General features: G+C 48.9%; 12 protein-coding genes. 6 read left to right on the forward strand and 6 right to left on the reverse strand.

The genetic code is table 11. The features are described 5' to 3' along the window. Nucleotides 1–13 precede the first annotated feature (13 nt). On the reverse strand, nt 14–790 hold the full coding sequence (gene yaaA, locus ACXAG2_RS11420) for a peroxide stress protein YaaA (RefSeq protein WP_474843023.1): 777 nt from the start codon (nt 788–790) through the stop codon (nt 14–16). Between the two features lie 353 nt (nt 791–1,143). Between yaaA and tal the strand changes: the two genes are divergently transcribed. From tal to ACXAG2_RS11435, 3 genes are all read left to right on the forward strand, one after another. Continuing rightward, on the forward strand, nt 1,144–2,103 hold the full coding sequence (gene tal / locus ACXAG2_RS11425) for a transaldolase (protein ID WP_474843025.1): 960 nt from the start codon (nt 1,144–1,146) through the stop codon (nt 2,101–2,103). A 30-nt stretch (nt 2,104–2,133) separates the two neighbouring features. Next, on the forward strand, nt 2,134–3,783 hold the full coding sequence (gene pgi, locus ACXAG2_RS11430; protein WP_474867084.1) for a glucose-6-phosphate isomerase: 1,650 nt from the start codon (nt 2,134–2,136) through the stop codon (nt 3,781–3,783). 230 nt (nt 3,784–4,013) lie between these two features. Continuing rightward, nucleotides 4,014–4,190, forward strand: coding sequence for a DUF3545 family protein (locus ACXAG2_RS11435; protein WP_303572827.1), 177 nt, complete (start codon nt 4,014–4,016; stop codon nt 4,188–4,190). A 59-nt stretch (nt 4,191–4,249) separates the two neighbouring features. Here ACXAG2_RS11435 and ung read toward each other — a convergent pair whose 3' ends face one another. The 4 genes from ung to thrA are packed head-to-tail and all read right to left on the reverse strand — an operon-like array spanning nt 4,250 to nt 9,637. Beyond that, nucleotides 4,250–4,906, reverse strand: a complete 657-nt coding sequence (gene ung / locus ACXAG2_RS11440) for a uracil-DNA glycosylase (protein WP_474867087.1) — start codon at nt 4,904–4,906, stop codon at nt 4,250–4,252. Beyond that, nucleotides 4,903–6,186 carry a threonine synthase gene (thrC, locus tag ACXAG2_RS11445; RefSeq protein WP_474867090.1) on the reverse strand — a complete coding sequence of 428 codons (1,284 nt, stop codon included), beginning with the start codon at nt 6,184–6,186 and terminating at the stop codon, nt 4,903–4,905. Before thrC ends, ung begins: the two co-directional genes overlap by 4 nt. 18 nt (nt 6,187–6,204) lie before the next feature. Further along, nucleotides 6,205–7,155: a homoserine kinase gene (gene thrB, locus ACXAG2_RS11450; RefSeq protein ID WP_474867091.1), complete on the reverse strand. Its 951-nt coding sequence runs from the start codon at nt 7,153–7,155 to the stop codon at nt 6,205–6,207. Between the two features lie 16 nt (nt 7,156–7,171). Continuing rightward, on the reverse strand, nt 7,172–9,637 hold the full coding sequence (thrA, locus tag ACXAG2_RS11455) for a bifunctional aspartate kinase/homoserine dehydrogenase I (RefSeq protein WP_474867094.1): 2,466 nt from the start codon (nt 9,635–9,637) through the stop codon (nt 7,172–7,174). 567 nt (nt 9,638–10,204) lie between these two features. Between thrA and ACXAG2_RS11460 the strand changes: the two genes are divergently transcribed. Continuing rightward, complete coding sequence (locus ACXAG2_RS11460) at nt 10,205–11,938, forward strand: alpha-amylase family glycosyl hydrolase (protein ID WP_474867097.1); 1,734 nt, start codon at nt 10,205–10,207, stop codon at nt 11,936–11,938. Between the two features lie 68 nt (nt 11,939–12,006). Here the strand turns inward: ACXAG2_RS11460 and ACXAG2_RS11465 are convergent, their stop codons facing one another. Further along, a complete protein-coding gene (locus ACXAG2_RS11465) occupies nt 12,007–14,571 on the reverse strand; it encodes a TonB-dependent receptor plug domain-containing protein (RefSeq protein WP_474867100.1) in 2,565 nt (854 codons plus the stop codon). A gap of 357 nt (nt 14,572–14,928) precedes the next feature. Here ACXAG2_RS11465 and ACXAG2_RS11470 point away from each other — a divergent pair, with 357 nt between their 5' ends. After that, entirely contained in the window at nt 14,929–15,471 is a 543-nt protein-coding gene (locus ACXAG2_RS11470; protein ID WP_474867103.1) for an NUDIX domain-containing protein, read from the forward strand. Between the two features lie 128 nt (nt 15,472–15,599). After that, nucleotides 15,600–15,893, forward strand: coding sequence for a DUF2845 domain-containing protein (locus ACXAG2_RS11475; protein ID WP_474867105.1), 294 nt, complete (start codon nt 15,600–15,602; stop codon nt 15,891–15,893). Nucleotides 15,894–16,280: the final 387 nt, after the last annotated feature.

Raw genomic sequence — 16,280 nt, forward strand, 5'->3', positions numbered from 1 at the left:
GTCGGGGTGAGGCTTATTCAGCCTCATCCCGTAAAAATACCAAATCCGTTTCAGTGCTCTGCTCTGGCGAAAAGACATAACCCGCTTCGCTGAACGCCTTTAAGCCCGCTACGTCTTCAATACGTTTCTGAATCACATATCTGGCCATTAATCCCCGCGCCTTTTTAGCAAAGAAACTAATCACCTTATACTGACCGTTTTTCTTATCTTTAAAGTGTGGCGTAATGATCATGCCGTCCAGCGACTTCGCCTTAACTGACTTGAAGTACTCATTTGAAGCCAGATTAATCAGTACATTATCGCCCTGCTCTTCCAGCGCCTTATTCAGCGCAAGGGTGATATCTGTTCCCCAGAATTCATACAGATTTTTACCCTTAGGATTTTCAAGGCGGGTCCCCATTTCCAGGCGGTAAGGCTGCATTAAGTCCAGCGGACGCAACAGACCGTAAAGGCCGGAAAGCATTCTTAAATGTTGCTGTGCATATTCCACGTCCTGCTCAGACAATGAATAAGCATCTAAGCCCGTATACACGTCGCCGTTAAAGGCGTAAAGCGCCTGACGTGCATTGTCTTTGGTAAACGGGGTAGTGAAAGAGTCAAAACGGTTGGCGTTCAGTGTCGCCAGTTTATCGCTGATCTTCATCAAAGAAGACAAGTCTGCCGGCGTCAGTTTCCGGCAGGTCTCTACCAGTGCTTCAGCAGATGTCAACATGGCAGGCCGCGTGAACGACGCTACCGGCACCGGCGTTTCAAAATCCAGATTCTTAGCCGGTGAAACAACAACTAACATAATTCAATTTCCTCTTTACTATCAGACACCGCAGTAACATATTCATCGGGCTTATCAAACTCCGGCGCAAAGAATATCACGGTCTGCCCCGCGTTTTTGCCCTTTTACCTGCCAGATTGGGGTCAAACCGTTATGTTTATACGCTATAGCGGGATAATTTAGCGCTTTGCTGTGTTATTTAACCCGCCAGTCTGTTATAAATTTACTAAATTCGATCTGGTTTAACCGTCCGGACATACAAACCCTACATAGTGGTTGATTCAGTTGTTTACAACCAACATATTCAATCAGTCTGCCCCCTTCCGGTGGCGGGCTGTTCATTTATATTTAGGTCACACATTCAGAGAGAAACGATGAGCAATCAATTAGACGCGTTGCGCGAAATCACTACCGTCGTTGCCGATACCGGCGATATCGAAGCGATCAAAAAGTACGAGCCTGTAGACGCTACGACGAATCCGTCTCTTTTACTTAAAGCCGCAGGTATCCCTGAATATGCGGGTTACATTGACGATGCAGTGGCATGGGCTAAATTACAGTCACAGGATCCGGCTCAGCAGTTAACAGATGCCTCTGACAAGCTTGCCGTTACTATCGGTAAAGAAATTTCCGGCGTAATCCCGGGTCGTATTTCTACAGAAGTAGATGCCCGTTTATCATTCGACACCGACGCGACTATTGCTAAAGCAAAACGTCTGGTTGAACTGTACAACGATGAAGGTATCGATAAGTCACGTATTCTGATCAAAATCGCTTCCACCTGGGAAGGCATCAAGGCTGCTGAAATTCTGGAACAGGAAGGGATCCAGTGTAACCTGACACTGTTATTCAGTTTTGCACAGGCACGTGCCTGCGCGGAAGCCGGTGTCTATCTTATTTCTCCTTTCGTAGGCCGGATTCTTGACTGGTATAAAGCAAACACAGATAAGAAAGAGTACACCGCAGAAGAAGATCCGGGTGTAGTTTCAGTAACCCGCATCTATAACTACTACAAAGAGCATGGTTACAGCACGGTAGTCATGGGCGCGAGCTTCCGTAACATTGGTGAAATTCAGGCGCTGGCCGGTTGCGACCGTCTGACCATCAGCCCGAATCTGCTGGAAGAACTCAAAAACAGCACCGAAGCGCTGCCTGTGAAACTGAAAGACGAAGGCGCCACAGCAACACCGGGCACGAAACTGGACGAAAAAGGTTTCCGCTGGGACATGAACGAAGATGCCATGGCGACACAAAAGCTGGCAGAAGGGATCCGCAACTTTGCAGCTGACCAGGAAAAACTGGAAACCATGCTGAAAGAAAAACTGGGTCAATAAACTTCGCTGGTATCAGGAAACATTCAAACAATGACAAATTTTACCCAACAGCCAGCTTTCGCTAATTTGTCGAAGCTGGCAGAAGACATCAAAAAGACTCACATGCGTGACTGGTTTGACGCGCAGCCTGAGCGTGCAGACACCATGCAGGCGCAGGCCTGTGGTTTGTTTATTGATTATTCAAAAAACCGTGTTAACGAAGAAGCGCTTGCACAATTGTTTGCACTGGCGAAAGCACAGGGCGTGGACACTCACCGTAAAGCCATGTTTGACGGTGACACCATCAACAACACTGAAAAACGTGCTGTACTGCATACAGCGCTGCGTAACTTCAGTGGCAAGCCTGTTATGGTTGACGGTGAAGATGTGATGCCGGAAGTGCTGGCTACGCTGGACAAAATTGAAGCCTTTACGGCTTCAGTGCATTCCGGTGAGCACAAAGGTTATACCGGCAAACCTGTTAAACACGTGGTCAGCATTGGTATCGGCGGTTCATTCCTGGGCCCTAAAATCATGACTGAGGCGCTGAAGCCGTACACCCATGATGCCGTTAAAGTGCACTTTGTGGCAAACGTAGACGGCTGTCACATTCATGATGTGCTGACGTCTCTGGATCACGAAGAAACGTTAATCGTTATGTCGTCCAAGTCGTTTTCCACTCAGGAAACGTTGCAGAATACCTTAAGTGCGAAAGCCTGGTTCCTGGAACAGGGCGGCACTCAGGAAGATATCGCCAAACATTTTGTTGCCGTATCCTCAAACGTTAAAGCAGCCACTGAGTTCGGAATTGCGGAACAAAACATTTTCCCCATGTGGGACTGGGTTGGCGGACGCTATTCGTTGTGGTCTGCGATTGGCTTACCCATCGCACTATCACTGGGTTTTGAAAACTACAAAGGCTTGCTCGAAGGCGCCCATGAAATGGACAAACATTTCTGTGATGCACCATTTGAAAGCAACCTGCCCGTTATTCTTGCAGTTCTCGGCGTCTGGTATCGTAATTTCTTCGATGCACAGTCTCACGTCATGTTGCCTTACTATCATTATCTTCGTGGACTGCCAGCTTATGTGCAGCAACTTGATATGGAAAGTAACGGTAAGCAGGTCACGCAGAACGGCGATGTGGTTGAGTGGGAAACCGGCCCGGTTATCTGGGGAAGTGAAGGCACAAATGGTCAGCACAGCTTCCATCAGTTAATCCACCAGGGTACCTCTGTCATCCCCGCAGACTTTATGCTGCCGCTGAATGTGCCTAATCAGAACGACACGCATCATGCCATGCTGGCATCGAATTGCTTTGGTCAGACTCAGGCACTTATGCAAGGAAAAACCTTCGAAGAATGCTACGCTGATCTTGAAGGTAAGGTGTCTGATGAAAGTGAGCGCAAAGCACTGGCACAGCATAAAACGATGCCCGGTAATAAACCCAGCAATACAATTTTGTTCGAAAAACTGGATCCGCAAACACTTGGCGCGCTGGTTGCAATGTATGAACATAAGGTATTTGTCCAGGGCGTTATCTGGCAGGTGAACTCCTTCGATCAATGGGGTGTCGAGTTAGGAAAAGTACTTGGTAATCAGGTTCTTGACGGCATTCAGGGTAAAGCAGAAGACGATGCGTTTGACGCTTCTACCCGGCAACTCATTAATCGCTTCAGAAACGCCAATGCACCAACTTAAGGAAAGTTAATTTGGTTCACGCCAAATAAGTGCATCTGACAAACGGCCGGTTTTTACTGGCCGTTTTCATTGGGCAAACCACACGCTGTCATGCAATCGTCACATTTTGTTAATAAAAGGTAAACTTAATCATTTTATTATTGTGTCGACTGTGATACAAAAGTAGTCAGAAGGATGAAAAAACATTCAACTCTGACACTGATGTTAGTGGTAAACAAAAGGAGATCCTAGTGGATAAGTCAGATCTGTTTGCGATGTTAAATATTGAAGAAACTCCGGCTAAAACTAAAAGCAAGAAAAGAAAGTGGAGAGAGATCGAAGCCTTACAGGACAGATTCAAACTGGAAAAAGAACTGGCAGAAATCGACTACGGTTTTGAGTACGAACTGGAATCGATGGAAAGATAAAATGAAAACGGCCACCTGATATCAGGTGGCCGTTTTTCATTATATCACCCTGCAGGTTTTTATATCTGCCAGTTAATGGCAGGTTGCCCGTGTTTGCGCAGCCAGGCATTTGTCTGACTGAAATGCTGACACCCGAAAAAACCTTTGTAGGCCGACAACGGAGACGGATGTGGTGCTTCCAGTACCAGATGTCGCTGTTTGTCGATATTTGCGCCTTTCTTTTGCGCATGACTGCCCCACAACAGGAACACCACATTGCTGGTGTGTTCGTTAATGGCGGCTAGGACGTGATCGGTAAACGTTTCCCAGCCAAACCTTGCGTGGCTGTGTGCCTTCCCCTGCTCCACCGTCAGCACCGTATTTAATAACAATACACCCTGCTCAGCCCACGACGTGAGATCGCCGTCAGAAGGCATAGAAAACCCTTCAATATCCGTTTCCAGTTCTTTGCAGATACTCTTCAGCGATGGTGGCAGCTTTACACCTTTCTGTACGGAAAAAGATAATCCGTGCGCCTGTCCCGGCCCGTGGTAGGGATCCTGTCCCAGGATCACAACCCGCACTTTATTCAGGGGGGTGAGAGCGAATGCATTGAATACATCCGGTTCAGGAGGAAACACCACTGATGCAGCCCTGGCCTCATCAACCCTGGCCATCAGTGATTTAAAATAAGGCCGGGACTTTTCAGGTCCCAGCACATCTTGCCATGTTGTCATTTCAATATAGAGAACATGTGCGCTTTTAGCGCTTCGTAGTCAGCTGGCAGTGGCACAGCCTGGCTTTCTTTACTGGAACACTCTACCAGTGCCTGAGGCAGGCTCAGAGGCTGTCCGAGAACATTCTCAACGGTTTCGCGGAATTTAGCCGGATGTGCAGTACCAAGGAACAGGCCATACTCATTATCCGTCAGATCGTGACTTACCGCACGGTAAGCGATGGCAGCATGAGGTTCGCTGGTGTATCCCTGTTGCGCAAGCTGACGCATGGCGATTTGTGTATATTCTTCATCTACACATTCACCGCGCAGGCACGACTTATCCAGGTAACCACGCTCAATCAGCGCTTCGATGCGGGGCCAGTTGTTTGGCTGGCTGACATCCATTGCATTAGACATGGTTGCAACCGTCGGATTGGGTGCCCATTCGCCGGTTTTCAGGTAACGGGGAACTGTATCGTTCAGGTTCGTTGCCGCAACAAAACGCTTAATGGGCAAGCCCATAGACTTGGCAATCATACCTGCTGTCAGATTACCGAAGTTACCGCTCGGCACCGAAATAACCAGCTCTTCACGCTGTTCCGGCGCAAGCTGACTAACCGCCTCAAAGTAATAACAAACCTGCGCCAGCAAACGGCTGATGTTGATAGAGTTTGCTGAATTCAGATGCAAACCTTCACGTACATCCGGATCGTCAAACGCATGTTTAACCATCGCCTGACAGGCGTCGAAATCACTCTCGATAGCAACGGTATGAATGTTATCACCTAAAGTGGTAAACAGCTTTTCCTGCAGCTGACTGATTTTTCCTTTCGGGAATAAAATCACCACATTGATGTTCGGGATACCGTGGAACGCATGGGCAACAGCGGCACCGGTGTCACCGGACGTGGCGGTAAGGATGGTAATGGGTTCGCCATTGCTGATGCGGGAAAGCACCTGCGCCATAAAACGGCCGCCAAAATCTTTGAACGCCAGTGTAGGACCGTGGAACAATTCCAGTGTGGCGACTTTGTCATTGACACTGACCACAGGAGCCGGAAAAGTAAACGCCTCTTCAACAATACTGCCAATGGTGCCTTCGCCCAGCTCATCACCAATTAAGGCGGTAAGCACTTCTGTGCTGCGCTCAACAAAAGGCTTTTTGAGCAAGCCGTCGATGTCGTCTAATTTCGGAATGTCAGTTGGGAAAAATAAGCCCTGCTCCTGACCTAAACCGCGCTTTACTGCTTCTGAAAAGGAAGCGGTGTCTGATGCTACTTTTAAATTTACTAATTCCACCTGGGATACCTTTAATCTTTACACTTGCTGCTCTACCGCACCCTTCTCAGGGATCCGGCAAACGTGGCTAAAACCATCTTCATTTTGTACGTAATTGGCCTGCAGCCATTCACGAATCGCTTCGGCTTTTTCAGCATCGTCACAGACAGCAAATACTGTCGGACCAGAACCGGAGATCCCGAATGCTAATCCACCATTTTCCATACTGAACGCTCTGGCCTCGTCGAAGCCGGGCAATAATGACTTGCGGTAAGGTTCAGCTATTACATCCTGCATCACACTGGCTGCCAGGCCCGCGTTCTGCGCGTGCAGCGCATGCACGAACACGCCCAGTTGACGACCAAAAGTCAGCGCATTTGCCATCGCCACTTCTTTCGGCAAAATATTCCGGGCCGCCGATGTGGAAACACTTATTCCAGAGTAGCACACAACCCAGTACCAACTGCCGATAACCGGTAATTTCACCGTCACTTCGGCATCATTGCCGGTCATCAGGGTTAATCCGCCAAGATAACAGGGAGCAACATTATCATAATGAATGCTGCCGCTAATCTGCCCTTCCAGCTCGCCCATCATTAACAGAAGCGCATTCTCATCAAAGGGATAATCAAAGTGTGCATTCAGTGCATGAAAGGCTGCAACGATAGAACTGGCACTGGAGCCAAGGCCGCTGCCAATGGGCAGGTTCTTATGCAAAATCAGTTCAACATGACGGGTGGGCTTGCCGGCTTTTACCATTTCTTCAAAGAAATGGGCATAGCACAAGGTAACAATGTTGTTATCGGCACCAGCCGGTAACTTGTGGGCAAACGGGCCGGTGGCGGTCAGAGAAAATGCATCTGCATCTTTAACTTCAACAACATCGCCTAACTCAGTGCCGTCAACGGGTGCCAGTGCGGCACCCAACACATCAAAACCTAAACTTACATTGCCGATGGAGGCTGGCGCATAAGCGCGGGTGGTTTTCATACTACTCATCCTTCAATTACAGCGCCATTTGTTTCCACGGCATGGTACGCAGAATATCAGCAAACACGCCGGCAGCGGTTACCGTACCACCCGCTCCGTAGCCGCGGATAACGTAAGGAATTGGCTGGTAATAATCACTGCTGATTGCCAGCGCGTTCTCACCGTCTTTCACCGCCGCAAGAGGATGTGTGAGTGGCACCGCCTGAATGGTTACCTTACACTTGTCACCATCGATACTGCCGATATAACGCAACACACTGTCGTTGGCTTTGGCTTCATCCACCCGCTGACCAAATGCTGCATCCAGCTCAGGTAACTGCTGCATAAACTCATCAATTGATGCACCTTCTGCAAAACCTTCCGGTAACACAGATTCAATCTGAATATCAGACAGTTCAAGCACCAGGCCGGCTTCACGTGCCATGATCAGGAGTTTACGGGCCACGTCCATGCCGCTCAAGTCGTCACGTGGATCCGGCTCGGTATAGCCATTTTCTTTTGCTGCACTGGTAGCCTGAGACAAGCTCATACCTTCTTCAAGCTTACCGAATACATAGGATAAGCTACCGGATAAGATGCCTTCGAACTGATGCAACACGTCACCGGCAGCGAACAGTTTCTGCAGGTTATCGATAACCGGCAAGCCCGCACCTACGGTAGTTTCATATAAATACTGGCGATTTGTATTCTGCGCGGTTCTGCGCAGCTGACGGTAATACGCCATGGTGTCGGTGTTGGCTTTTTTGTTAGGCGTCACTACGTGGAAGCCCTGCTCCATCATATCCACGTACTGTGAAGCGACTGCTTCGTGACTGGTACAATCAACAATCACCGGATTTACCAGACTGTTGCTGTTAACAAACTGGTGCAAACGCTCAACACTTAACGACTCTTCAGAAGCTGCCAGTGCAGACTGCCAGTCGCCTGACACATCAATGCCCTGCGCGTTAAGCAGCAGTTTGCGGCTGTTGGCAATACCGTATACACGTAACTGAATATTGCGCTTCAACAGTGCAGGTTGCTGACGGGAAATCTGACCCAGTAACTCTTTACCTACGTTACCGCAGCCAACCAGGAATACGTCAATGGTGTGGCGATCGGAGAAGAAATTCTGGTGAATAACCCGTACCGCCTTCTTCGCCTTTTTCGCTTCGATAACCGTAGAGATGGAACGCTCTGAAGATCCCTGAGCAATGGCTACGTTATTCACACGGGCTTGCGCCAGCGCAGCAAAGAAACGGGCTGCCAGGCCTTTCGTATGACGCATTCCATCGCCGACCAGGGTAACAATGGCTAAATCGTGACGCACTTCAATCTGATCAAGCAACTGGTTTTGCAATTCCAGAGCAAAGGCATCTTCCAGCAGTTGCTGTGCACGGGCCGCATCTTTTTCCTGTATACAGAAGCTGATGCTGTATTCCGAGCTGGACTGGGTGATCAGGCTGATGGAAATATTGGCGTTACTCATCACCTCAAACACACGGCTTGCCATGCCTACCATGCCTTTGAGACCTGGTCCTGCAACATTAAACATCGTGATGTTATCGAGCTGCGAAATACCTTTCACTGACGTCCATTTCTCGCTGGCTTCGTTACTGATTAGCGTGCCGGGCGCAGAAGGATTCAGGGTGTTTTTGATCAGGCAGGGAATGTGGTGCTGAGCGATAGGACCAATGGTTTTCGGGTGCAATACTTTGGCACCGAAGTAAGACAGCTCCATGGCTTCCTGATAAGTCAGCTTATCAAGTAATACTGCCCCTTCAACCTGATTCGGGTCAGCGTTATAAACCCCGTCGACATCCGTCCAGATTTCACAGCAGTCTGCATCGATACAGGCCGCAAGGATGGCAGCAGAGTAATCAGAACCGTTACGGCCAAGCGTGACTTTCTCACCCTCTTCATTAACAGCAACAAAGCCGGGCATAACCAGTAATACTGAACCGTCGTTCTTTACGTCACTGAAACGGGCTTTACTCATTGCCACATCAGCAATGCTGTCGAGATATTCGCCGTGTGCCAGCACGTATTCGACCGGGTCGATGATACTGTTAACCACACCTTTACTTTGCAAAATCGCACTGAACAGCGTCACACTGATGTATTCGCCGATACTTAAGATGCCGGCAGCCACAGAATCCGGAGCACAACCAAGCAACTTAATGCCTTCCAGTTGTTGCTTAAGCGCAGACAAGCGCTCTGAGATAAATGAAGAAACGTGGTCGTGGGCGAAGTTATCTAAGGTGGTGTTTAATTCGTCAGCAATACCCTGAACAGTTTGCTCTAACTTTTCGAACAGAGGCTGGAAGTCATCCCCTGCGGCAGCCTGTTCACAAAGAGAAGAAAGCGCGTTGGTCACGCCCTTTGGCGCAGAAAGCACTACTGCTGCGCCATCGGTTTGGTGGGTGGTCATACAAATCTCAGTCACACGCAGGTATCGGGGTGCGTCGGCCAGAGAAGATCCACCAAACTTTAAGACTTTCATGTAATGCTCCTTTCGGTTTTATTTTGCTACATCAACGCTCAATTGCGTAAAAAAAAACCCGCTCCTGGTGAGGGCGGGCTTTCGATGTCTGGTTGCAATGTTGCGCACTAGCCAGCGACCGCCCTCAAAGAGGTGGTAATAATCATCGTGCCGGTGGTGCTAATCATTGTTTTCATACGGACAATTTGCCGTATAGACGTCTATCTGTCAACCGCGATTTTGCTTTTTCTGTGTAAAACACCGTCAGAACAGACAATTTACTCCTAAAGAGAGCCTTTTTCTGCCTTTTCATATTGCAATTCATCATATTTTGACAGGAAAAACGGGAATTTTATTGCGTACATTTTGCCGGAGCATTCCGTAATTTTTTCTTCCTGAGCTCAATGAACACCCCGCTCAGGCCAGGGCAATGAAATTCAGCCCGGGAATAACTTTATATTTTTCATATTATTAGTGAATAAAAAGCGCCGTACTCTCCGGTACAACGTCCGGCGCGTTGCGGCACTGTCTTTGCTATCTCAGCTTACACATCCCTATCAGATTTTATTTTTCCCGGAGAAAGTCCTTATGTCAGCGTTTAACGGAGTTTTAGGCGTCAGCCAGGCAGAGTCAGGTTATCAGTTTGCAGTGTGGGCGCCGAACGCCAAATCTGTATGTGTAACCGGAACATTTAATGAATGGGACGAGACTGCAAATCCTCTTGAATCCCGTGAAGGCGGAATCTGGGTTGGTTTTGCTGACAACGCGAAAAACGGTGATGAATACAAGTTTGCTATCACCACCTTGCAGGATGAGCTTTTGCTGAAGAACGATCCCCGTGCCCGTAAGGTCACAAACAGTGTGGGAAACAGTGTTATTTACGATGATGAATATCAGTGGCAACACACAGAATTTGACTCTGCCCCCCTCCATGAGCGGGTCATTTATGAAATGCACATTGGTACGTTTAATAAGCCCGAAGATGGCCACGGCACATTTGCATCAGCTATAGAAAAGCTGCCTGAACTGAAAGCGTTGGGCGTGACGATGGTTGAACTCATGCCTGTGAATGAATTCGCCGGCGATATCAGCTGGGGCTACAACCCTGCCTATCCCTTTGCAGTAGAAGAGGCCTACGGCGGTCCTGACGGACTTAAGGCCTTTATCGATGCAGCTCACGGCATGGGGATCGGTGTAATTCTTGATGTGGTTTACAACCATTTAGGCCCGGGCGACCTGGATATCTGGCAGTTTGACGGCTGGCACGAGAACGATAAGGGCGGCATTTATTTCTACAATGATTACCGCAGCGCCACGCCATGGGGAGATACGCGACCTGACTATGGCCGTCAGGAGGTGCGGGACTATCTCACCGACAATGCACTGATGTGGCTGAACGAATTTAAAGCTGACGGATTGCGGATGGATATGGTGCCTTATATGCGCAGTGTGTCCGGTGCCGATACCGGCGATGACGATATCCCTGAAGCCTACTATCTGATTAAAACCATCAATCACCGTATTCAGACGTCCTGCCCGGGTAAAATGACCATTGCAGAAGATCTTCACAGTCATGAGTACATTACCGATCCTTTAGACAAGGGCGGTTGTGGCTATACGGCACAGTGGGCCGCAGGTTTCGTTCATCCTGTCCGCGATACACTGACAAAAACCGAAGACAGTCATGTCGATTTGAGCATGGTGGTTAACGCGATTACCAGAGTGGTCAGCGGAAACCCGTTTGCCAGAGTGGTCTATACCGAATCCCATGATGAAGTCGCTAACGGTCAGGCCAGACTGGTTGAGGAAGTAGCGCCGGGCGGTGTGGATGACAACTACTTTGCCCGTCAGAAAGGCATTTTAGCCGGCGTCCTTACCCTCACAACCGCGGGTATTCCCATGCTGTTTCAGGGGCAGGATTTTAAAGAGTCCGGCTGGTTTGATGATACCAGTGATATTGACTGGGAACGCAAAACCCGCTTTGCTGAGTATGCAGAAGCATTTACGCAACTGGTCGGTTTACGTACCAACAAAAACGGCAACAGTGCAGCATTAACCGGCGGTGACACAGAAATTGTGCATAAGGACGATGACAACAAAGTGCTGATCTACAAACGAAGTAATGGCCTTGATGACAAACATGTCTATGTCATGATTAATTTTTCAGGCGCTGATGTGGAAGGCTACCGGTTAAATGGCATGCCGCCGGATGCAGCCTGCCTGTTTGCCTGGCAGGACGGCATTACAACAAACGATGTGCAACTGAACGACAACCTTATCCATCTTACGGCTTACAGTGCGATGATTTTTTCCGGCAGCTGAGGCCGGAACGAAAAACGCGGTGCATTGTGCACCGCGTATATCACGTTGTTATTACCTGGTTCACATCATCAGAAACGGTAAGTGATTTTTCCGTAAACATAGCGGCCGGTAAAGCCGTAAGACGAAAAGCCTGAATAAGGCATGATGTAAGTAAAGGTGGTCGGCGCTTCTACCGTGTAGCGGCTTGCCTCAGGATACACATCAAATACGTTGTTTGCGCCCACAGACACAGACAACCCTTCCGTTAACGCTACATTAATGTCCAGATCGGTTACCCACTCCGCCGGAATGATTTCATTCAGCTCAGCGGTGGAGGATGGATCTTCCACTTCACCGTAACGGGTTGTTCTTAACGTTGTGGTGTAGCGGTCAAACGACCAGGTGACGCCTAAATTAACTTTACTTTCAGGCGAAGCCGTTTCGAACCGGCGCAACTCAACATCAGAGAACAAGTTACTCTGGTCAAAACCGGCGCCCTGCAGCACATCCGGTGCATCGATAACGCGGGTGACTTCATTGTCGTTAAAGTTTATGCCGGCATTGAAGTTAAATGCGCCCCACTCTGCTGTGTCCAGCGTATACGTCGACACAATATCGACACCCTGCGTACGGGAGTCAATCGCATTTAAGAAGAAACGCGCGCTGGTCGCACCGGTGCCTTCAAGTAACGCGGCTATTGCGTCGCCGGACAGGTTGTTTGACAACACAATGCGGTCGTCAATATCGATGCGGTAAAAGTCTACTGTCAGGTTAAAGTCTGCAGACGGTGAATAGGTAAAGCCTGCGCTGTAGTTAACTGATTCTTCTGCATCCAGACCGGGGCTGCCCAGCGCCTGCGCAACATCACTGGACGGTGCAAAGGTACCTGTTTCTACCGGAACACTGTCTACAAAAACGGTAGAAATAGCAGTGAAATGTTGTTGCTGTAATGACGGAGCGCGGAAACCGGTAGATACCGATGCACGTAAAGCAAACTCATCGGTGACAGTTACCCGGTTAGACAACTTCCAGTTAAAGGTGCTGCCAAAATCGGAATAGTCTTCAAAGCGGCCCGCAACGGCAACGTTCCACTGCTCAAGTACATCTGCTTCCAAATCGACATACAAGCTGTAGTTATGGCGGCTGCTCTTGCCCGCTGATTCCGGTGTGAAACCCGGAAATACCTGGGAACCCGCCGCACCTAAGGAGCCATCTGCAGAAACCGCACCGCCGGGACCGAACGTACCCTGAATGTAAGAGCTTTCCTCACCTGCGGTAATTTCATAGCTTTCATGACGATACTCAGCACCCATTGCGAAGTTCATTTCGCTGTAGAATACACCGGTATCAACCAGGCGTGACGCATCTGCATTCACTACAGTGGTTTGATACTCTAAAGAGCCGGCGTCAAAACTTGTCTGGCTGTCAGGGCCCAAAGACGTATTCAGGGAATTGGCTACACCGTATTCCAGCTCGTTTTCACCATGAGTGACAGATAAATCGTAATTCCAGACTTCGTCGTAACCTTTGATACCGGCCAGTACAGACGAATCTTTGATATCAGTGGTAATTTGCGGCAGGAAACCGTCAGGATAAATGGATGTAATATTCCGTGAATCCTTTGCTCTGCGGTAGAAGCCGCCGCTGACAGAATTACGCTTGCTGGCACCGGCTGTACCGTAAAACTCAACCTTATCATTAATCGCTTTTCCGGCATTCACAAACAACGCATAGTCTTCCACGTCACCGTTACCGAATACATGGTTGTAACGGTCCACCGTTAACTCACGGGGATCAAGGTTCCCTTCTTCGTCGCGGGCATAGTTTTCACGGGGATCGTAATCGGCACGGTTGGCCTGGCCCCGGTCGCGGTATTCAGCAGACACATTTACAAAGCCGTCATTGCCCCATTCGAAGCCGATGTTGCCGCGCAGTGTGGCTGTCTGACCATCCGTTAAAGAGCGGTCGGAGCCGGTCTGGAAAGCAAGATCACCATCATCACCGACACTGACTCCGGTTAACTCCGGCACACCATCCATAGTTGTCACGTTGGCACCGTAGGTAGCAGACACTTCGCCACCTTCGCTGGCATCTTTCAGTACGATGTTAATCACACCTGCGATAGCGTCAGAACCGTACTGGGCAGCCGCACCGTCACGTAAAACTTCGATACGTTTAATGGCGTTAGCCGGAATCGCATTTAAATCCACCGCAGAAGAACCCCGGCCAACAGAACCGTTCAGGTTTAACAGTGCGCTGGTATGCCGGCGTTTGCCATTAACTAAAACGAGAGTGTGGTCAGGAGCCAGACCGCGCAGCTGTGCCGGACGCACGTGGTCAGTTCCATCAGTCATAGAAGGTTGCGGAAAGTTAAAGCTGGGCAGCAGGTTGTTCAGAATCATGTTGGTTTCAGTTAAACCTGTCGCAGCAATAGCGGACGCATCAATGATATCGATAGGCACCGGTGAATCATTCACTGTGCGTCCCACGCGGCGTGAACCCACTACCTGAATTTTTTCCAGACTGGCATCTGCAGCCGGATCAGTTTGCTCCTGTGCGACGGCCTGAGAAGAAACGGCTAACGGTAATCCGATGATTGCGGCAGAAAGAAGAGATAGTCGAAATGCAGACGACCGGGATTTGTCCTGTAACATAAAAAGTGTTCCCTAAGAATTTATTATTGAATCGAAAATACGCCTTATCGAAGTTGATAAGCGGGATGTCATGGCATCCGTTTCTGAAGTCAGGGTACGGCCCGAAAGCCCTTTGATGAGCCTTGATGAGACTCTTAGAATTATATGCGTGGCAGCATGAAGAACGGTCAGGTCAAAACCTGAACAACTGGTCAGTAGTGCTGCGGGCGGAGTAAATCATAAATCATGAGTTAACTGAAGCGGGAGTTTGAAATATTAATTTATTCCTCGGCAGATAAACAAAAATAACCGATGAATCTCTGTGGAACGCGGGAACTAAGATGTTCAAATACAAGAAACAATTCAGGAGCAAAACTGATGTCAGCAGAAATCAAAACCCTGTCGAGCAAAGTGGTGTATGAAAACAAGTGGATGCGGGTAAGGGAAGACGCCATCGAACGCCCGAGTGGTCAGCAAGGCATTTACAGCGTGATGGAAAAACCGGACTTCACCGTTGTTATCCCCGTGCAGGACGGATATGTGTACATGGTAGAACAATACCGTTACCCGGTTGAAAAGCGTCAGCTGGAATTCCCCCAGGGCACTTGGGAAGAGAATGGACAAGCCGATCCGGCAGAACTAGCTGCCGGCGAACTACAGGAAGAAACAGGCCTGCTGGCAAAAAACTGGACTCACGTGGGTTATCAGTATTTAGCTTACGGTTTTTGTAATCAGGGGTATCACATCTGGATTGCCACAGGTTTCACCATGACCGAACAAAATCTCGATCCTGAAGAAGAAGGCCTGACCTGCCACCGCATTGCTTTATCCGATCTGGATGGAATGATTAAAAAAGGTGAAATTCTTGATGCCACCACCTGCAATGCGCTGGGATTGGCGCGTCTGAAAGGACTTATTTAGTTTTATTGCTGCGCGTCACACTTCCGTTGCTCTATTCAGCGGAAACAGGCTGTTCTGGCAGGCATTGCTGTAGCCGGTGCGCTATAGTGGATAGGTGTTTTTCAAAAAACTGTCAGCAAGGAGCTACCATGCGCATAAGAAAGAGCCATTTTCTGGCCCTTACCTTCCTGCTTTCAACCGCGACCAGCGCAAATGGTTTGCGGTGCGGAACAAAGCTGGTACTGGAAGGAGAAAGTACCTATGACGTCATTCAGAAGTGCGGCCAGCCGGATTCGCAGGAAGATCTCGGTTTTATTCGCAAGCGGGAGGATTACGTCAAGGTGACCCGCTACATTTATGACATGGGTAACGGTAAATTTCTGCGCCTGCTCGATTTTCACAATGGTAAATTAATCAAAATCGCTGACGGACCACGTCAGTAGTCATAGGAAATGGCTTACGGGAAGTGGCATGCTCGAGATTGCCACTCTGTAAGCTGGAATTATAAAAACGGGCGCTTTTGCTCCGGCCATACCGTCATCATGAACAAACGCAGGACCATGCGCAGACTGTCTCAGCTCAAGGGTTTTATCCTCAAAGGAGCCACCTTCCTGCAACACTTTATAATGCCTGGTTTCCGTTTTAAACGGCAGCGTTTCACCGTCATACACATAGCCATCGTCTTTCAGTGTCAGAAAATAGCATGCCGTTCACTGTATTGGAAATGCCCATATTCTGGTTGAAGGCAAAGCGGCTGTGCTTCTCCTGCGATACATAGCTGATACTTTCGAAATGAATTTTGATAAGAGAGAGGCAGATTTTAAACCGCG

It is taken from the genome of Alteromonas sp. ABH4_456 (genome assembly GCF_056160645.1).